Annotated in this window: 19 protein-coding genes; 6 read left to right on the top strand and 13 right to left on the bottom strand. The window is 54.4% G+C overall.

Features of this window, described 5'->3' with window-relative positions; genetic code table 11:
- Nucleotides 1-135 precede the first annotated feature (135 nt).
- A protein-coding gene (locus HEQ18_RS07110) for an IS630 family transposase (protein ID WP_432814187.1) occupies nucleotides 136-1,199 on the top strand; the annotation gives its coding sequence in 2 pieces (ribosomal slippage) (nucleotides 136-627 and nucleotides 630-1,199; 1,062 coding nt in all).
- A complete protein-coding gene (locus HEQ18_RS07105) occupies nucleotides 1,196-1,498 on the top strand; it encodes a hypothetical protein (RefSeq protein ID WP_432814188.1) in 303 nt (100 codons plus the stop codon). The genes HEQ18_RS07110 and HEQ18_RS07105 overlap by 4 nt, the downstream gene beginning before the upstream one ends.
- 641 nt (nucleotides 1,499-2,139) lie before the next feature.
- Here HEQ18_RS07105 and HEQ18_RS07100 read toward each other — a convergent pair.
- Complete coding sequence (locus HEQ18_RS07100; protein ID WP_432814106.1) at nucleotides 2,140-3,216, bottom strand: IS5 family transposase; 1,077 nt, start codon at nucleotides 3,214-3,216, stop codon at nucleotides 2,140-2,142.
- A gap of 120 nt (nucleotides 3,217-3,336) precedes the next feature.
- On the opposite strand from HEQ18_RS07100, the gene HEQ18_RS07095 reads away from it, so the two are divergent.
- A protein-coding gene (locus HEQ18_RS07095; RefSeq protein ID WP_432814187.1) for an IS630 family transposase occupies nucleotides 3,337-4,400 on the top strand; the annotation gives its coding sequence in 2 pieces (ribosomal slippage) (nucleotides 3,337-3,828 and nucleotides 3,831-4,400; 1,062 coding nt in all).
- A 530-nt stretch (nucleotides 4,401-4,930) separates the two neighbouring features.
- A complete protein-coding gene (locus tag HEQ18_RS07090) occupies nucleotides 4,931-5,098 on the top strand; it encodes a hypothetical protein (RefSeq protein ID WP_432814186.1) in 168 nt (55 codons plus the stop codon).
- A 31-nt stretch (nucleotides 5,099-5,129) separates the two neighbouring features.
- On the opposite strand, the gene coaD is transcribed toward HEQ18_RS07090, so the two are convergent.
- The 6 genes from coaD to HEQ18_RS07060 form a co-directional block, all read right to left on the bottom strand.
- Nucleotides 5,130-5,639, bottom strand: coding sequence for a pantetheine-phosphate adenylyltransferase (gene coaD / locus HEQ18_RS07085; RefSeq protein ID WP_432814185.1), 510 nt, complete (start codon nucleotides 5,637-5,639; stop codon nucleotides 5,130-5,132).
- The gene (locus HEQ18_RS07080) at nucleotides 5,640-6,539 is read right to left on the bottom strand and encodes a polyprenyl synthetase family protein (RefSeq protein WP_432814184.1); all 900 of its coding nucleotides are present in this window, start codon (nucleotides 6,537-6,539) and stop codon (nucleotides 5,640-5,642) included.
- A gap of 5 nt (nucleotides 6,540-6,544) precedes the next feature.
- Nucleotides 6,545-6,784, bottom strand: coding sequence for an exodeoxyribonuclease VII small subunit (locus HEQ18_RS07075; protein ID WP_295442584.1), 240 nt, complete (start codon nucleotides 6,782-6,784; stop codon nucleotides 6,545-6,547).
- A 169-nt stretch (nucleotides 6,785-6,953) separates the two neighbouring features.
- Nucleotides 6,954-7,829, bottom strand: a complete 876-nt coding sequence (locus tag HEQ18_RS07070; protein ID WP_296199680.1) for a LysR substrate-binding domain-containing protein — start codon at nucleotides 7,827-7,829, stop codon at nucleotides 6,954-6,956.
- 535 nt (nucleotides 7,830-8,364) lie between these two features.
- Nucleotides 8,365-9,675, bottom strand: coding sequence for an MFS transporter (locus tag HEQ18_RS07065; protein ID WP_432814183.1), 1,311 nt, complete (start codon nucleotides 9,673-9,675; stop codon nucleotides 8,365-8,367).
- Nucleotides 9,672-9,956, bottom strand: a complete 285-nt coding sequence (locus tag HEQ18_RS07060; RefSeq protein WP_432814182.1) for an antibiotic biosynthesis monooxygenase family protein — start codon at nucleotides 9,954-9,956, stop codon at nucleotides 9,672-9,674. Before HEQ18_RS07060 ends, HEQ18_RS07065 begins: the two co-directional genes overlap by 4 nt.
- Nucleotides 9,957-10,181: 225 nt before the next feature.
- Here HEQ18_RS07060 and HEQ18_RS07055 point away from each other — a divergent pair, with 225 nt between their 5' ends.
- Nucleotides 10,182-10,766 (top strand): class I SAM-dependent methyltransferase, encoded by a 585-nt coding sequence (locus HEQ18_RS07055; RefSeq protein WP_432814181.1) that lies wholly within the window; start codon nucleotides 10,182-10,184, stop codon nucleotides 10,764-10,766.
- On the opposite strand, the gene HEQ18_RS07050 is transcribed toward HEQ18_RS07055, so the two are convergent.
- Nucleotides 10,767-12,002 (bottom strand): phospholipase D-like domain-containing protein, encoded by a 1,236-nt coding sequence (locus HEQ18_RS07050; RefSeq protein WP_432814180.1) that lies wholly within the window; start codon nucleotides 12,000-12,002, stop codon nucleotides 10,767-10,769.
- Between the two features lie 67 nt (nucleotides 12,003-12,069).
- Between HEQ18_RS07050 and rpoZ the strand changes: the two genes are divergently transcribed.
- Entirely contained in the window at nucleotides 12,070-12,414 is a 345-nt protein-coding gene (gene rpoZ, locus HEQ18_RS07045) for a DNA-directed RNA polymerase subunit omega (protein ID WP_125229626.1), read from the top strand.
- Between the two features lie 60 nt (nucleotides 12,415-12,474).
- Here rpoZ and HEQ18_RS07040 read toward each other — a convergent pair whose 3' ends face one another.
- The 5 genes from HEQ18_RS07040 to HEQ18_RS07020 form a co-directional block, all read right to left on the bottom strand.
- Nucleotides 12,475-13,086, bottom strand: coding sequence for a DUF3800 domain-containing protein (locus tag HEQ18_RS07040; protein ID WP_397604898.1), 612 nt, complete (start codon nucleotides 13,084-13,086; stop codon nucleotides 12,475-12,477).
- A gap of 27 nt (nucleotides 13,087-13,113) precedes the next feature.
- On the bottom strand, nucleotides 13,114-13,473 hold the full coding sequence (locus HEQ18_RS07035; RefSeq protein WP_432814179.1) for a hypothetical protein: 360 nt from the start codon (nucleotides 13,471-13,473) through the stop codon (nucleotides 13,114-13,116).
- Between the two features lie 64 nt (nucleotides 13,474-13,537).
- A complete protein-coding gene (gene ftsH, locus HEQ18_RS07030; protein ID WP_432815972.1) occupies nucleotides 13,538-15,484 on the bottom strand; it encodes an ATP-dependent zinc metalloprotease FtsH in 1,947 nt (648 codons plus the stop codon).
- A 112-nt stretch (nucleotides 15,485-15,596) separates the two neighbouring features.
- Nucleotides 15,597-16,541, bottom strand: coding sequence for a tRNA lysidine(34) synthetase TilS (gene tilS, locus HEQ18_RS07025; RefSeq protein WP_432814178.1), 945 nt, complete (start codon nucleotides 16,539-16,541; stop codon nucleotides 15,597-15,599).
- Nucleotides 16,532-17,434, bottom strand: coding sequence for a tetratricopeptide repeat protein (locus HEQ18_RS07020; protein WP_432814177.1), 903 nt, complete (start codon nucleotides 17,432-17,434; stop codon nucleotides 16,532-16,534). Before HEQ18_RS07020 ends, tilS begins: the two co-directional genes overlap by 10 nt.
- Nucleotides 17,435-17,519 lie beyond the last annotated feature (85 nt).

Here is a 17,519-nt window from a genome sequence, read left to right as displayed (position 1 = left end):
GATTTTTGTCTCCCTTTTGCCCTTGATTGCTTCATGTGACACTGATACCAAGCTGCGCTGAGGCTGACTCAGATTTGGGATTCCCAAACGGTGGAAAGTCTGATTCTATGTTGTTCTTCATTTGGAGGACGTGACATGGGATCAGCGATTAGCTTGCGGGATGATTTTGACGGCACTGCCTTGAGGCGACTGGCGCGGAAGTCGAAAAGTGCGAACCAGGCGCGGCGGCTTTTGGCATTGGCTGAGATTTATGACGGCGGCCGCCGGACAACGGCGGCGCGGATCGGCGGTGTTGGCTTGCAGATTGTGCGTGACTGGGTGCTTCGCTTTAATGCGCGTGGTCCTGATGGGCTGCTAGATGGCAAAGCGCCTGGAAGACAATCGCTGCTCAATGATGCCCAGCGCCGTGCGCTTGTCGAAATGGTCGAGTCCGGCCCGATCCCCTCGATCCATGGCGTTGTTCGCTGGCGACTGATTGATTTGACCCGGTGGCTTTATGACGAATTTGCGGTCTCGCTTGATACAACGACCGTCGGGCGTGAACTGAAGAGACTGGGTTATGTCAAACTAACGGCACGGCCTCGCCACCACGCGCAAAACGAGCTTGCGATGGAGGCCTTTAAAAAGGGGGCTTTGCCGCCGAGCTGGCAAAGGTCAGAAGATCTCTCCCGAAGGGCACGCCGATAGAGATCTGGTTTCAGGACGAAGCGCGGATCGGGCAGAAGAACAAGATCACGCGGCGCTGGGCCCGTCGCGGGACGCGGCCATCGGCACCCAAAGATCAGCGAACTAAATCGGTCTATATCTTCGGCGCGATCTGCCCGGAGCACGGCAAGGGCGCGGGGCTGGTGCTGCCGTTCTGCAATACCGAAACCATGACGCTCCATCTGACAGAAATAGCGCTCGCCGTCGCTCCTGGCGCTCACGCTGTTATACTGATGGATCAAGCCGGTTGGCATATGACTGACAAGCTGGACGTGCCTGACAATATCAGCATCATAGCGCTCCCGGCCAAATGTCCTGAACTCAACCCGGTTGAGAATATCTGGCAGTTCATGCGCGACAACTGGCTCTCCAACCGGGTGTTCACTTCCCACGACAATATCGTCGACCTCTGCTGCGAGGCGTGGAACAAACTCATAGATCAGCCTTGGCGCATTATGACCATCGGGCACCGCAAATGGGCCAGTGGGTTATGATCATTGCAGGTTGGTATGAGCCAAAAAATCCAAATTCATTTGAATATTTTAAATGGCATAATGATAATTATCAATGGGGTAAAGACAAATATGGCGACAATTTATCGCTTGATGAATGTGATATCAAGCTGGGTGACGTAGAAAAGACAAGTATATTTTACTCACAAGTATATCTATACGACACAATACGAACGAGAATTGCAATAATAGATAACGATTTAATAAAAAAAGTCGATATGTATTTTGTATATTTCCCTTTGGAATCCAATTTTTACCCATTACTAGTTGAAAAAAAATAAAATTAAACGTACTTCAGTGGCGGGGAAAAGTAAAGTGTAAATCTCCAGTTGTTTTTGATGGAGTTATGGTTGTACAATCTGTTCAGATATTAGGTGAAAAATAATGACTGGAACTTCTTTGCGTAAAACTATCCAAGAAAAACCTGGAGGTGTCATAATTGTTCCGAAAAATAGTATCTACAAGACGCCGGAGTTCATTTTCCGAAATAATTACGGTGACACGTGCAATAACCCCTAATCAGGTGCACTGTTGCTTTGGCTTTGGTCCGCGCTTTTCCGGTGCGAGTCTCAGTCCGGTTTTAGCTTCCATATCTAGAATTACGGTGACAGGTGCGTCATCCCCCGAAATAATCTTGCTGCGTTGCATATTGCGAAATTAAGCCGCTCCCCTTCAGGCGTGGAGGGACTAGTCCCCCTCCACGGGGTTGGGGTGGGGCATATAGGCTTGCGCAACGCCGACAGGCCCCACCCAGCGCGGCTTTTGGCTCTGTCCGGGGGACAGAGCTGGGCACCTCCATTAACCGTTGATTTTGGTCAAGCGGCCTCGATATGCGCGTTGCAGGCACCTGATCGGTGCATTTCGGGCTGAGATTGGCTCTATTGCCGCTGTTTTGGCCCCTATTTCTGGATTTTGGACACAATTATCCTGTCGCCGCTCGTCGTTCGTGGAACAGCAGGCGCTGCATATTGTACGCAAGATTGGCGAGCATGATCTTCGTCTCGGCACGCTTGATGCCGATGGTGCGGATGAACAGTCCCATATGCGCCTTTTGCTGCGCAAAGACGTGCTCGACCCTTGCACGTATCTTCGACTTTGTTCGGTTGGCTGCACGAAGCGCTTCTGACCGTGGCTTGCCCTTTGGCTTCTTGCGGTGGATGCGGCTGACCCGGCCATGGGCTGCAAGCCACGCTTCATTGGTCTTGGACCGGTAAGCGGTGTCGCCCCACACATCAGATGCAGTGTTGTTTGTCGTGACCACTTCGCGCAGTTGTGATCCATCATGACGCGCGCCGTGCGTGACCACAGCCTTGCGGATGAACCCGAAGCGCTGATCGATAGCTATATGATTCTTGTAGCCAAAGCTTGGGATCGCAATGTCGATCTGCGGCTTGCCGTTCGCAGCCATGCGCGCTTTGGCAAACTTCACCGTCCAGCGCGCATCTGTGTCTTTCTGCGCAGCCTTGGCGGGTTGGTCGGGCCAGACTTCCTGTGCCGTCTTGCCCGTTTTGATTGCATCCTTCTCGTCTTGCGTATTGCGCTGCTTGGGGGCTGCAATCAGCGTTGCATCGACGATCTGGCCGCCCATTGCCAGATATCCATTGGTTCGCAGCCGGTGGTCAAAGGCGTCAAACAGCACCTGCAAGGTTCCGGCATCGGTCAACTTCTCCCGGAATAGCCGGATCGTGTTGGCATCAGGCGTTGGCGCTCCAAGATCAAAGCCCAGAAAACGCAGCCAGCTCAACCGATCACGGATCAGATACTCCATGCGGGCATCGGCCACATTGTTCTGCGCCGCCAGAATAAGGATCTTGAACATCGATACGCAGTCATAGGGCGGTCTGCCACCCTTCGAACCGTCCGAATAAGCCAGTGCATTGTCCAGGATCACACGAAAGCCTTCAAAATCAACTATCCGCCCCAGCGCCTCAAGCGGATCGCCATTGGCCGAAAGCCGCTTCAAATGATCCGATAAACCGAACAAACCCGCCTGCTTCATAATCGCCTCCCGATGGGGACCGTTGAATCATACCAAGCTGCGCTGAGGCTGACTCAGATTTGGGATTCCCAAACGGTGGAAAGTCTGATTCTATGTTGCTCTTCATTTGGAGGACGTGACATGGGATCAGCGATTAGCTTGCGGGATGATTTTGACGGCACTGCCTTGAGGCGACTGGCGCGGAAGTCGAAAAGTGCGAACCAGGCGCGGCGGCTTTTGGCATTGGCTGAGATTTATGACGGCGGCCGCCGGACAACGGCGGCGCGGATCGGCGGTGTTGGCTTGCAGATTGTGCGTGACTGGGTGCTTCGCTTTAATGCGCGTGGTCCTGATGGGCTGCTAGATGGCAAAGCGCCTGGAAGACAATCGCTGCTCAATGATGCCCAGCGCCGTGCGCTTGTCGAAATGGTCGAGTCCGGCCCGATCCCCTCGATCCATGGCGTTGTTCGCTGGCGACTGATTGATTTGACCCGGTGGCTTTATGACGAATTTGCGGTCTCGCTTGATACAACGACCGTCGGGCGTGAACTGAAGAGACTGGGTTATGTCAAACTAACGGCACGGCCTCGCCACCACGCGCAAAACGAGCTTGCGATGGAGGCCTTTAAAAAGGGGGCTTTGCCGCCGAGCTGGCAAAGGTCAGAAGATCTCTCCCGAAGGGCACGCCGATAGAGATCTGGTTTCAGGACGAAGCGCGGATCGGGCAGAAGAACAAGATCACGCGGCGCTGGGCCCGTCGCGGGACGCGGCCATCGGCACCCAAAGATCAGCGAACTAAATCGGTCTATATCTTCGGCGCGATCTGCCCGGAGCACGGCAAGGGCGCGGGGCTGGTGCTGCCGTTCTGCAATACCGAAACCATGACGCTCCATCTGACAGAAATAGCGCTCGCCGTCGCTCCTGGCGCTCACGCTGTTATACTGATGGATCAAGCCGGTTGGCATATGACTGACAAGCTGGACGTGCCTGACAATATCAGCATCATAGCGCTCCCGGCCAAATGTCCTGAACTCAACCCGGTTGAGAATATCTGGCAGTTCATGCGCGACAACTGGCTCTCCAACCGGGTGTTCACTTCCCACGACAATATCGTCGACCTCTGCTGCGAGGCGTGGAACAAACTCATAGATCAGCCTTGGCGCATTATGACCATCGGGCACCGCAAATGGGCCAGTGGGTTATGATCATTGCAGGTTGGTATCAGATCACACGCTCAAATGCCAGAGGTTTTTGGAGGTGCCCAGGTTTCGCTTGCAATGTAGGATTTGTTTTGAGATTCTGTGCTTCACGCCCGCAATTGTTGCGCGACCGGCTCTTTGAATGTGTTGAACCCCAGCCCGGCTTTCGGACCCGGTAAGCCAACGTCGCAAAGTGGCGGTAAGTTTACAGAAATACCGCGTTTTGCATATATGTTTGTAAACTTAGAACCCCGATGACATCTGCGTCATCCCCGAAATAGCTTTTTACTATGACGGTAGTTTGCTCCATGCGCCTTTCCCCCAAAACTCTGCGTCATTCCCGCGCAGGCGGGAACCCAACTCATGACGGCGACATTCTCAGCAACGGGGATGGTGCATTCTTGCGTGGGAGTTGGGTTGACCGCTGGTCACTTCGTTCCCCGCCTGCGCGGGAATGACGAGGAATTAGGGAATGCCGGTGACATCTGCGTCGTCCCCGAAATTATCGCTTCTCTGGTTTTCGTAAGGCAGGGTATATGGCACGTCTTCCGCTTATGGTTTTGCCCGGCATTCCGCATCATGTGACGCAGCCCGGTAACAGGCGTGAGTGCACGTTTTCTGAAGAGGCCGATAATGCACTGTATCTTGATCTTCTGGCCGAGGCGGTGGATCGGCATGATGTTGAGATTTGGTCCGGACCCTAAGGAACGCAAGCGACACAAGCCAGTTTAGCGCTTAACCGCCTTTTTTGCCCAAGTTTTGCACGCGCGCAATGACTTCGGCGCGAATATTGGGGGTCACAAACTTCCCGATTTCGCCGCCGTAAATCGCAATTTCCTTCACCAACCGCGAGGCAATGGGTTGTAGTGACACGTCGGCCATTAAAAATAGCGTTTCGACGCGGTCGTTCAACTGGCGGTTCATGCCCGTGAGTTGATATTCATATTCGAAATCCGTGACGCCGCGAATACCGCGAATGACGGTGCTTGCGCCGTGCGCTTCGGCAAAATCCATAAGTAATGAGTTGAACCCGACAACGCGAATATGCGCCGAACCGATGCTGGCAACTTCCCGCTCGACCATTGCAATCCGTTCATCATCGGAAAACATCGGGGATTTGGCCGCGTTCGTGGTTACGCCGATGATCAACTCATCCACCAATTTTGCGCCGCGCCGGATGATGTCCATATGGCCCAAGGTGATTGGGTCAAATGTGCCGGGATATACGCCAATACGGTGTGTCATTTAGCGATCCCTTTCGGTAATATAATTTGCAATGGCGCGCAGAAGATCGGCTTCGGCACCATAAGTCGACAGATGGTCATTGGCCTGCTGCACAAGCATGTCCGCTTGCTGCTTGGCGCGTTCGAGGCCCATTAGAGATACAAATGTGCCTTTATTGGCTGCTGCGTCTTTTTGAAGCGCTTTGCCTGCCAGTTCAGGATCGCCTTCAACATCCATGATGTCATCGGCAATCTGAAAGGCGAGGCCAATGTCCCGGGCATATCCCCGCAAATGCGTTCGGCCTTCTGTCGGGATATGCCCTAATATCGCGCCCATTTCGACGCTGGCGGCAATCAGAGCACCCGTCTTCAGCGCTTGCAGGCGCATGACGGTTTGCAAATCAACAACGGATTTCTCGGCCTCGATGTCCATCATTTGGCCGCCGGCCATGCCTTCCGGACCGCTTGCCAATGCTAGGGTAGATACCAACTCACCGCGCACGAACGGGTCGCCATGTGTTTGCGGGCTCGCGAGTATCTCGAATGCCAAGGCATGGAGAGAATCGCCCGCCAGAACCGCCGTCGCGTCATCAAACGCGCGGTGCACTGTCGGCTTGCCACGCCGCATGTCGTCGTCATCCATGCAGGGCAAATCGTCATGCACCAAAGAGTAAACATGAATGGCTTCGACAGCCGTGCCAACGCGCAAGGCAACCGCGCGGTCCACATGGAACAGAGCCGCGGTCGCAGTCACAAGCAACGGCCGCAGGCGCTTGCCGCCGCCAATCGCCGCATGGCGCATCGCGGCATATAGGCGGTCCCGCGCGTCGCCGGGCAGCGTCAGAAGCGCGTCAAATTCGTGATCAATGTCCGCTGCAATTTGCGCGAGTGAGTCCTGTAACAATGATATTTGCGCCGCCATATTGCTCAACCGGCATCGAATGTTGTTGTACCCGTTGGCGATCCATCCGGCCCTTGCACAATGGCCTCAATACGCGCCTTTGCTGTATCAAGCCGCTGTTGGCACAAGGCCCGCAACGCATTGCCGCGTTCGTACAAGGCGATGGATTCGTCGAGCGGAGCCTCACCGCTTTCCAACTTATGGACGATGTCTTCAAGCGCACGCAGCGCGGTTTCAAAATTCATGTCGGCAACGTCTTGAGTCATAGTTCTGCAATGACGCCCACCGCCGACTGGGTCAAGTGCTTCGCTCCATCGCCATCGGTTGATGACGAAGCTTGCCAGTCCAGAAGTGCACATCAGATTAGCGTTAAACGGGCAATTAGAGCCAAAACGCGTTTAGGGTCACGAACGGGAGTTGAGGGGAGGTTTGTATTTATACGCCTGACTTCAACAACCAGTCGTGAAAGATTTTCACGGCTCTCTGCTTCAGCGCGCGGGGGCGACACACGAAGTAATAGCTGTAGGGGCTTTCGACTTCTGCACTGAAAAGCCGTGTCAGGCGCGGGTCGCGCGCGTCGGAGAAGTGGCTTCCGTGCATGATAGCAACGCCAAGGCCGTTTGCGGCCGCCTCCAGCATCAATGCGCCGCTATCAAGGCTATCGATCGCAGCCGGCTTCAGGCGGGGAACCCCCATGGCCTGCCGCCATGCGTCAAATATCATCGGCATGTCACTGTGGACCATGACGGTGTATTTTGCGAGGTCCTCAGGCTTTTCGACATTATGCTCCTTCGCCCATTTTTCAGAGGCGATGGCGTAAACAAGATTGCGGTCTAAGCGGACGCTGTAAAGCTTGGGGTCGACGTCTGCTGAGATGATAATTGCTGCGTCGACGACATCACCCAGCAGATTTTCAGCATGGCCAGATGTGTCTACATCGATATGAAGCTTCGGGAACGCCTTACGCAGTTCAGGCAAGCGCGGAATCAGTCTTTGCGAACCAAAAAGCGGCAAGAGCCCCAAGCGCAGGCGATATTCTCCGCCGCGACCGGCCAGCTCGTCAACCGCCTCTGCCATTGCGTCCATCGCTGGTTCAACGGCCGCCAGAAGTGCCTCACCATCCGCATTAATGACCATCGCTTGTGCGCGGCGGTCAAAAAGGGACTTGCCGATGAAGTCTTCCAGCGCCTTGATACGACGGCTGAGCGCGGGCGGAGATAATGCGAGTTCGCTCGCGGCAGCTTTTGCCGAACCCAGCTTAGCGACGCGCAAAAAGGCTTCCAGCGAGCGTAGGGGGGGCAATCTGCGCATATCATCTCCTAATTTTGCCGCACTGCAACAAAACATTTCTGCTTTCGTGATCGTGCAAATGTCACGAAAAACATGCTAAACCTATAAATTGTAGTTGCATCATTTGCAACAGCTATTGCACTGTTCGCACTTGCAAAAAAAATGAAACCCAACCAAAGAAGAAAGGCCTTTTAGGCATCCTCTCCTAAAGACTTTTTCAGGGTCGGCCTCGGTCGGCCCTTTTTTTATCCGAATTAGGCATGATCTGTGTCTTAGGGTCAGGACCACTTAAATCCACCTTCGCGGTTTGAGGCCATACTGTTCAGTGCCAGGCGGCAAAGCGCAGGCTTAGTGGTTCTAAGTCCAAGCTTGCCAACGTGGCAATGGACAAAATGGGTCAAATCCGAAGGACGCCAAAATAGCTTCGATCTCAAAGCAAAATGCCCTTGCAGGCAGAAGTGACTGCCTGCGGCGGACATTTTCCTTCGATATCTTAGCCATTTTGACGCCGCGAAGGTGGATTTAAGTGGTCCTTACCCTAGCCGGATTGGCTCAATTACTGTGCGCCGTCGGGCACGACCAGAGCGCGCCGTCCCCAAATGATCAGGAACAGCAAAGACGCCGAGATCAGGATGAATGTGGCGGGTTCCCAATAATTGAACAATGCAACGCCAACCGCAGGCGCGAAAATATAGGCCGCACCGTTGATTGAGGCGATCTTGCCCGCAACGTCGCCTTGTTCATGCCGATGGACTGCTAGAGATGCACCTGCGGTAAAGCCCGGCCGGAACAGCCCAAAGCCAAGCGAGGCAATGGCAAAGCCGAGTCTAATGCCATAAAAATCATGGCTGATGCCTGTCAAGATCGTGCCCACTAACGCGAGGCCCGCGCCCCAGAGTACGGAACTTCTCGCGGCAAGTGACAGCATAGGGATGAGGCCCCATTGTGCCAACAAGGTTGCCATTGCGCCAATCAGCATAACCGAGCCGCTGGCTTGCACAGCCTCCCACGGACGATCATGCAATCCCAGCCGGTCGCGCACCAGAAAACCCACCACGCCCAAAATGATTGCCTGTGCATGGCCACCGATCAAACCTGCAATCAACCAAGATGCCAATCGGTCATCGCGCCATGGCAGGCGGATTTCGCGGGTGGGCAACACGGACCCCAAAGCATCACCATCGACATCTTCATCATCCGGCGAATTCATGGATGCTGAATTCGGGTAAGTCGCAACGGCGCCGCGAGCCTCAAAACGCGGGGTGTCATTGGGCAATTGAACATGCAACGCAATCAACACGGCGACACCAAAGGCGGCAAACATGATGAGCGGTCCGGCCAGACCGAAAGGTGGGAACAGAAAATAATGCGCGGTGGCAGGGCCAATCACGGTGCCAACGCCAAAAGATGATGCAAGCATTGATAGCGCCTTGGTGCGCTCGACGCGTTCGGTGCGTGCGGCGACATAGGCCTGAACGGCAGGCGGGGCGGCTGAACCAAAGCCGCCATAGAGGCTTCGGAACAAGGCAAACAGGATGAAGGTCACCACTGGACCAATCAGGCCAGCCAGCCCAAGCCACAGCACCAGCCCGCACATGCCCATCGAGGCAACAAAGCCGATGATGCCGATACTCATCAATTGCTTGCGGCCCCGGCGATCCGACAGGCGCGCCCATTTGGGTGCAGTGATAACCCATAACAATGCAGACCAGCTAAAGGCCAAGCTGACCCACACGTCGGGCATATCCAATTCGCTAGCGATTGCGGGAAGGGCGGACTGCATCGCGGTATTGCCAGCCGCTGCGACAAGCATCACGAGGAACAGCACGACAACGCGGCTATTGGGGATAGCTTGAACCGCGCTCATGGCTTTTTCCAATCATAACTTCTTATGACTTGCGCCACATGCAGGCTGTAATCCGAATACCATCGGTCCCGGCCAGCATCGCGAATTTCGGCGTGATCGGGATGATCGCGCCATGCTTTTGCGCTGGCCTCGTCCGTCCAATAGCTGATCGTTATACCAAGGCCATCTGCGCCACGCACCGAATCCATGCCAACATAGCCCTCTTGTCGTGCGGCAAGTTCTTCCATCATCGCGGCAGCCCTTGCGTAACCATCGACGTCCAATTGCGTGCGCTGTGCCACAAATATAACGGATATAGTGCTACAGCTTAGCTTTGGCATGGCGGCAGCATAAGACTGATTTGATCTGCAATGCAAGCTAGGTCCTGACCCTAGGTGGAACAGTTAGTTGCTAAACGCGGTTGCACTAACTGCATCAATTTGCGAGTGAGCATGCTTCGTGACAACTTCCCCCGGACTCAACCTATGATTTCTTCAAGCTTGGTTAAAACGACGGTGCTGAACCGCATGAAAAGACGCGCAAGCCGCTTTTTTGGCCCATGGGGTGTTTTCTTTAAAGGCTTTATCAAACATCCGGTGATGGTCGGGTCAATCATCCCGTCATCATCCTTCACCGTGAAAAAAATGCTTGCGCCGGTTGACTGGGACAACACCAAATTGTTCGTGGAATATGGCCCGGGCATCGGTACATTCTGTCAGCCCATTCTGGACCGCATGCGCCCCGACGCGACGTTGCTGGTCATTGATCTTAACGAGGATTTTATTACATATCTGCGTCAAACTGTTCGCGATAGCCGCTTCATCGCTGTCCATGGTTCGGCAGCGGATGTGAACGCAATCATTAACAATTTCGGGTTTGCACATGCCGATTATATTCTCTCTGGCCTGCCATTTTCGACGCTTCCCAATAATCTTGGCCCCGTGATCGCCGAGGAAACAGCAAAGGCGATCCGGCCCGGCGGCGCATTTCTGGTCTATCAATTCCGCGCCCGTGCCCGTGATTTCATGACTCCGCATTTCCGTAAGATCGACAATGGTTATGCTTTATGGAATATATTGCCTTGCCATCTGTTCTGGGGCTGGAAAGAATGATTATTTGCTACGGATCAGGCGGAATTTGATTCGCCGACCAATGGTGTAATCGACCGAATTGACTAAGAAATAGGCAAGGCCCGACTTAAACCGGCTCCAAATAGTGTCGCGCCTCTTTAACAAAATCCGTGTCTGTTCTTCCGATTGGGAGACGAGTCCGTCAACCAGTGTTCGCATATGCAACGCAAGGCCAGCGTCCTTGATACGCACCATAATCTCCAAATTGATAAACATGCTTCGGACATCCAGATTGGCTGAGCCAATATAAACCGTGTCATCAATGACCATCAGCTTCATATGGAGTGGATGCGGTGTATACTCAAAAATCTGGGTCTTACGACGCAACAGATAGCGATAAAGCAAACGCGCAGCGGCAATCGTTGCCCCATTATCGGTTTTTCCAGCCATCACGAGGCGCGACCCTTTGTTGCGTCTCGCAGTCTTTGCAAGGCGTCGCAGTATGGTTTGGGACGGCGAAAAATAAGCGGAAACGATGTCAAATCTCTTGCCCGCATCCAATGACCGCTTGAACGTGAGTGCCCATGGCGAAATGCGGTTGGTTGGCCCGCCCAACAGCCATTGCACTTGACCAATGCCCGGTCGCCATTGTCGAATGATATTGCGGATCTGCCAGAAGCTGACGTTGCCGCCGTTCGACGCGTGCGCCATCTCCTCGAAATAATCGCTTAGCCGTTGCGCCTGCGGGCCAGACACGATTATGCCGAGATCTTCCCAGCTATCGTCACCGGCACGCCCGAAATATGGATCGGCGATATTAAAACCGCCTACAAGCGCGTATGCGCCGTCGATGATCAGCATCTTTTGGTGATTACGGATTAGGTAACCCAGGCTTTTGCGGGTGCTGAAACTGTGATAGTCGCCGCCAGCGTCAAGCAAGGCGTCGAAAAATCGATTGCTCACCTGCGTTGATCCAAAGCTGTCTATAATCAATTGCACGTGCACACCGCGTGTCGCCGCAGCAACGAGCGCGTCGCGCACCTCCCGGCCAGTTTCATCGGCACAAAACATGTAGAAAAACATGTGAATCGATTTTTGCGCCATCGCGATAAGCTGCAAAACGGCGTTGAGTCGATCTTGCGGCTGATGAACCAGGTGCAGGTCATGGCCCGCAACCTGAAAGTGCGTTCCGGGGAACCCGGGATTGCCTGATTGCACTGCCATGTTGCTAGCGATACCGCTTTGCGCAGCGCACGGCAAGCGACCAGCCCTTTTCATTGACATTTTGGTCCATTATCTCTAGGCGCGAGCAACTTCCCGAATTTACGAAGAATCAGGAGCCAATATGGCACGCGTTACTGTTGAAGATTGCATCGACAAGATCACCAACCGGTTTGACCTTGTATTACTCGCCGCCGAACGTGCGCGTGAAATCTCTGGTGGCGCTGAACTGACCATTGATCGTGATCGTGATAAAAATCCGGTCGTTGCTTTGCGCGAAATCGCCGAGGAAACCGTTCGTCCGGATCAATTGAAAGAAGGCCTCGTGCAGTCGCTTCAGAAGGTTCAGGTTGATGAAGATGAAGAAGCGGATGAAGTCGGCTCGATCAGCCTGTCCGCCGAAGCCCTTCGTTTGACCGCCGCTGCGCCAGCACGCGGCGCAGGTATGCAGCGCGATTATGACCGGTAATTTCAATATCATTATTGAATGAATCAGGCCCGGCTCGTCCGGGCCTTTTCTTTTGTGCCTTCAATCACTCTTGGTGTCGCGTGAAAGTACCCGTAGGCTAATTTTGCCACTTTCCAAAAATGGGGCAACGATGGCTGCCATTCGGCCTTGGCGCTCGGTTGCCATCGCGCGGTTGAAGAAGGTGTTGGCGATGACATCCGCAATTTGAAGCCCCGACCGGCGGTGACTAAGATCAAGGGATGCAGTACCGCAAGGACCAATGAAGTCTGCGATATCTTTGCGGATTAGGGCCAGCGTCTCGGGGCCATAGCGACCGTCGTCAATAACCACTTGCACGCAATGATCACTGCCTTTTATGATGTGCGTAACGGCCTCCTCAAGCAATTGCACATAGATGTCGATGTCGTGCGAACCCCGGTCTTCGTCCGGATCGGGCGCGAGCGCGGAAATCGCGATGCCTATAGTTGCGACCCAAGGCTTTTGACCAAGCAGCTCAAACAACAATCCGCGCTCCGCCAAATCAATACGGCTGCCCTTAAGTTCACCGGCTAGGCCGGTAATCTCCCGAAAGCGGGCCACTACCGCGTCAGCATCATTGTCTTCAACGGATATGGCAGCCAGTGTCATGACCCCACGCCCAACACCGCCTGACTCATCGCAATAGATCGGCATGCTGACTGCTCCTCAAATTATGTGAGGTTAGCAGGGAAAACGGCGGATGACTATTTCGCGCCACGCATCGCGGACTGACTGGACCTGTCGGCGCTCTTTGGGGATTCGGCTGAATTCGCCAATGAACTGCTCTGCGTTCAGTCGGTATTTCTTAGGCGCGCAGAATAAGGGGGTCCCTGCGGCGCGCGCGGCTTCATTCTCGGCTTTGACCGACTTCGCCGCTTCTTCAAAAACGCGGATCATAGGCTTCAGGTCTTTTGCAAAGACTGCGCCCAGACCCTTTTTCTGCAACACCACAGCTTTCGCAAAAAAGGTTTCCGCGTCCATGGCGTTTGCAGGAACGGCACACAACAAAGCGCCCATGACCACAAGCACAGCATATTTCATTTTGCGACCTCAAATCTCCCCCCATGGAGGATAGAGCGTTGAGGCCGCGAATAAAAGCTGAAAACTAGGCGCTTTGTGGCGCGGTGCCTCCGACCGGCGCAGATTTGCCGCGTCCCGCCTTTGGTATGGCTGTGCCCACCGTTGGAATGGATGAAGGCTTAACGACCATGCCATCGTCACGTTCAAATTTGCCCGTTTCCAAAAGCTGATTGATTTCGTCGCCCGAGAGCGTTTCAAATTCCAGAAGTGCGTTGGCGAGCAGGTGCAATTGTTCGTTATGCGTCGTCAACAACTCGGTCGCCCGTTGATGCCCGCCCTCAACTAGCTTGCGGATTTCGGCGTCAATCTTTCGTGCCGTCTCATCCGACATAGCGGAGCGTTGGGACATGCCATAGCCGAGATAGCCTTCTTGACGCTCTTCATATTGCAGCGGGCCCATCGCATCCGACATGCCCCATTGGGTGACCATGTCGCGCGCAAGGCTGGTTGCATATTGGATGTCGCTGGATGCGCCTGAACTGACTTTGTCATAGCCGAAGACTAATTCTTCTGCCACGCGTCCGCCCATGGATACGGACAGGTTAGCGTGCATTTTATCGCGATGATAGCTGTAATTATCCCGCTCGGGCAGGCGCATGACCATACCCAAGGCACGGCCACGGGGAATGATGGTTGCCTTGTGGATCGGGTCAGACGCGGTTTCATGGATCGACACGATTGCGTGGCCGGCCTCATGATAAGCGGTCATTTTCTTTTCATCTTCGGTCATGACCATCGACTTGCGTTCGGTGCCCATCATCACCTTGTCTTTGGCATCTTCAAATTCTTGCATAGCGACCAACCGCTTGCCACGACGTGCGGCCAGCAAGGCAGCTTCGTTCACAAGGTTGGCGAGGTCGGCACCGGAGAAACCCGGTGTCCCGCGCGCGATCACGCGGCCATCGACATCAGGTGCCAACGGAACCTTTTTCATATGCACGGCTAGGATTTTGACACGCCCATCAATATCCGGGCGCGGCACAACTACCTGACGGTCGAAACGGCCAGGACGCAACAGGGCCGGGTCAAGGACGTCAGGTCGGTTGGTTGCGGCAACGATGATGATGCCTTCATTGGCTTCAAAACCGTCCATTTCGACCAGTAGCTGGTTCAAAGTCTGTTCGCGCTCGTCATTCTGATTGCCAAGTCCAGCGCCACGACTGCGGCCCACCGCATCGATTTCGTCGATAAAGACGATGCAGGGTGCGTTTTTCTTCGCCTGTTCGAACATGTCGCGTACACGGCTTGCACCAACGCCCACAAACATTTCGACAAAGTCAGAACCAGAAATCGAGAAGAATGGTACGCCAGCCTCGCCAGCAATTGCGCGGGCGAGCAACGTCTTGCCGGTACCTGGTGAGCCAACCAGCAAAGCGCCCTTGGGAATTTTGCCACCAAGGCGGCTGAACTTAAGCGGGTCTTTCAAAAACTCGACAATTTCCTGAAGCTCTTCGCGGGCTTCATCAATGCCGGCCACGTCATCAAACGTTACCTTGCCATGCTTTTCGGTTAGCAATTTTGCCTTTGACTTGCCAAAGCCCATGGCACCGCCAGCACCGCCGCCCTTTTGCATTTGCCGCAAGACAAAAAATGCGATGCCAAGGATGAGCAAGAATGGCAGGGCCTGATATACAAGCAGGAGAAGCAGGCTTGGCTGTTCTGCGGTTTTGACCTCAATCACTACGCCTTTTTCCCTGAGCAGGGGGATAAGGCTGCTATCATTTGGCAGCGGCACTGTGGCGAACGTTTCGTCATTCTGCAACTTGCCGTTGATGCGTTCCGGCGCGATGGCTACGGACTTAACCTCGCCAGACTCAACCTTATCTCGAAAAGACGAATAGGTAATGCCGTTGGTTGGCGTGGATGCCCCGTTGAACATGGACGCGACAAGCAAAAGCGCGACAATGATCGCCGACCAAATGGCCAAGTTGCGGAGCATCGGGTTGCTTTTGGGTTCTTGTTCGTCGTTCATCATCACTGCCTTGTTCTTTGACCGCGCTAAATGCTCGGAGATATGCTGCTAATGTAAGAGCGAATGCGTGAATGACAATATAGTGATTGGCAAAACTTACAGGCTGTTTTTCTCAACCACGACGGGGCGGTGCTTTGGAAAACTGCCAATCTTCTCCGCCGACGCATTTGATATTGCCAATCATGGCAGTCCGCCCATTTTCGAGGTCGGTTAACACCCGGTCGATTGCGTCACCACGCGGCGCAAGATTGATGTCTATCGTCCTGAGGCAGCGGATTAACAACCGCCGCTTCAATTCACGGGGAAGGCCGCTGGCCTGGCAAACGATAACGTCATTTTTGTGGCTTACCCTGTGCACGGCCAGCGTGTCCGTCATCCAGACCAGAGCATCGGATGCATCGGCCAATGCGCTTGCCGTGCGCAGCGCGCGGGTTGCAGGAAATGGATGCTGCGTGCTAGCCAACCAGTTCCGCATCGCAACCCGGTCAAAATCAATGTCTGCGTTGCTGGGGTCGTTGACCGATTGAATGCCATTGCTGTAGCAGATGTCGATAAGCTCTGCTTTTGTGAATTCCAGTAGTGGTCTGACCACGCGTCCATTGCGGGCGCGAATGCCGGACAACCCATCAACGCCGCTGCCCCGCGCCAGCCGCATGAGCAGTGTTTCCAATTGGTCATCGGCATGATGCGCCGTGGCAATGTGTTGGCAATTTTGCCTATCTGCCGCACGTTCCAACAACGCGTAACGGGCTGCGCGCGCGGATGACTGGAGATTGCCTGAGATCTTTTCGTCAGGTGTTAAAATGATATGCGGAATGCCAAGATTGCGGCAAATTTCGGCAACAATCTGCGCCTCGTCAGCGGACTCGGCCCGCAATTGATGGTCTACTGTTGCGGCAACCAATCTGCCGGGCACAACTTGCTGCGCCAACAACAACAGCGCAAGGCTATCGGGGCCGCCCGACACCGCGCACAATAAGCGATCATCAGCACTTTCCAGCCTGTGAAGTGCTGCCCTAAAACGGCCAAGAAAGGCCGACTTTAGCGTTATTTGCACTTCGCCCTTGTTTTGCCAGATGTGATCCGTTCGGCCAAGCGGCCAGTCGCCGCATCTGGATACGCCCTTGCAAGTTCACCAAAAGCTTCGCATGCCTCAGCCGCCTTCCCAAGGTCAGTCAAAGCCGATCCCAAGAAAAACAAGCTGTCAGGCGCGCGGTCACCACGCGGATCAGCCTTATAATTGTCATAGAAAACCTTCACCGCAGTCGCTGGTTTTTTGTCATCCAACCATGCCCGGCCAAGCAAATTGCGCGCATAGCTTGCGCGTTTGTGTTTGGGAAATTTGGCCAAGGTTTCTTCAAGCGTTGCCTGCGATTCAGGGTAGAATTTGGCTTCCCATAAGCGGAAGCCATAACTGTAGCCATCCTCGAACGCATCGCCGCTGGCGGGGCGTTCGATTGCGGCAACCGCAGCGACGCGGGCCGGGTTTGGCTTAGCGGTCGTAACGGGCTTTGTCGGAACTACGCCGGCTCTGGTTTTCGGCGCTGCTGCTGCGGGCGTTGCCGTTGGTGCCACCGTTTCAACGGGCGATGCTGGCTGGGTAGCCAGTTGTGTCTCAAGCGCCTTCAGCCTGGCTTCAAGTCCGCGCATATTATTGCCTTGCAATTCGACCTGACCAGTCAGAGTCGCAAGCTGCGCCTCTAACGCATCCACGCGCGCGGTCAGATCGACAGTTGCGCTGGTTGAACTGTTCGTCGCGCTTGGCGCTGTGGGTGACTGTATATCAGGCTCGACAAATCTGCCGGCACCATTGGGGAACACTTGGCGCTGAACGGCCCGCATTTCCTTCTCGAGTTTGCCCACGCGCCCGTCCATGTTCGCATCCTGCGCCATTGCAGGTGCGCTTAGCGCGAACGCTGCGCCGCCAAGGATAATGCGCCGAAAATACATTTAGTTACTTCCTTTTACTAAAGTCGAGTTGCAGCGATAGCTTACAGCAATCCCGTGATAAAGGCCAACGCTGCATTTCGGTATA

The organism is Sphingorhabdus sp., from assembly GCF_050921905.1.
GTDB lineage: Bacteria > Pseudomonadota > Alphaproteobacteria > Sphingomonadales > Sphingomonadaceae > Sphingorhabdus_B.
The sequence above is the reverse complement of the archived record's forward strand: the minus strand, read 5'-3'. Positions and strand labels throughout refer to the sequence as shown.

Coding starts and splice junctions, on each gene's coding strand:
- HEQ18_RS07105 (WP_432814188.1), top strand. CDS start 1,196: ATGATCATTGCAGGTTGGTATGAGCCAAAAAATCCAAATTCATTTGAA.
- HEQ18_RS07100 (WP_432814106.1), bottom strand. CDS start 3,216: ATGAAGCAGGCGGGTTTGTTCGGTTTATCGGATCATTTGAAGCGGCTT.
- HEQ18_RS07090 (WP_432814186.1), top strand. CDS start 4,931: ATGGCACGTCTTCCGCTTATGGTTTTGCCCGGCATTCCGCATCATGTG.
- coaD (WP_432814185.1), bottom strand. CDS start 5,639: ATGACACACCGTATTGGCGTATATCCCGGCACATTTGACCCAATCACC.
- HEQ18_RS07080 (WP_432814184.1), bottom strand. CDS start 6,539: ATGGCGGCGCAAATATCATTGTTACAGGACTCACTCGCGCAAATTGCA.
- HEQ18_RS07075 (WP_295442584.1), bottom strand. CDS start 6,784: ATGACTCAAGACGTTGCCGACATGAATTTTGAAACCGCGCTGCGTGCG.
- HEQ18_RS07070 (WP_296199680.1), bottom strand. CDS start 7,829: ATGCGCAGATTGCCCCCCCTACGCTCGCTGGAAGCCTTTTTGCGCGTC.
- HEQ18_RS07065 (WP_432814183.1), bottom strand. CDS start 9,675: ATGAGCGCGGTTCAAGCTATCCCCAATAGCCGCGTTGTCGTGCTGTTC.
- HEQ18_RS07055 (WP_432814181.1), top strand. CDS start 10,182: ATGAAAAGACGCGCAAGCCGCTTTTTTGGCCCATGGGGTGTTTTCTTT.
- HEQ18_RS07050 (WP_432814180.1), bottom strand. CDS start 12,002: ATGAAAAGGGCTGGTCGCTTGCCGTGCGCTGCGCAAAGCGGTATCGCT.
- rpoZ (WP_125229626.1), top strand. CDS start 12,070: ATGGCACGCGTTACTGTTGAAGATTGCATCGACAAGATCACCAACCGG.
- HEQ18_RS07040 (WP_397604898.1), bottom strand. CDS start 13,086: ATGCCGATCTATTGCGATGAGTCAGGCGGTGTTGGGCGTGGGGTCATG.
- HEQ18_RS07035 (WP_432814179.1), bottom strand. CDS start 13,473: ATGAAATATGCTGTGCTTGTGGTCATGGGCGCTTTGTTGTGTGCCGTT.
- ftsH (WP_432815972.1), bottom strand. CDS start 15,484: ATGAACGACGAACAAGAACCCAAAAGCAACCCGATGCTCCGCAACTTG.
- HEQ18_RS07020 (WP_432814177.1), bottom strand. CDS start 17,434: ATGTATTTTCGGCGCATTATCCTTGGCGGCGCAGCGTTCGCGCTAAGC.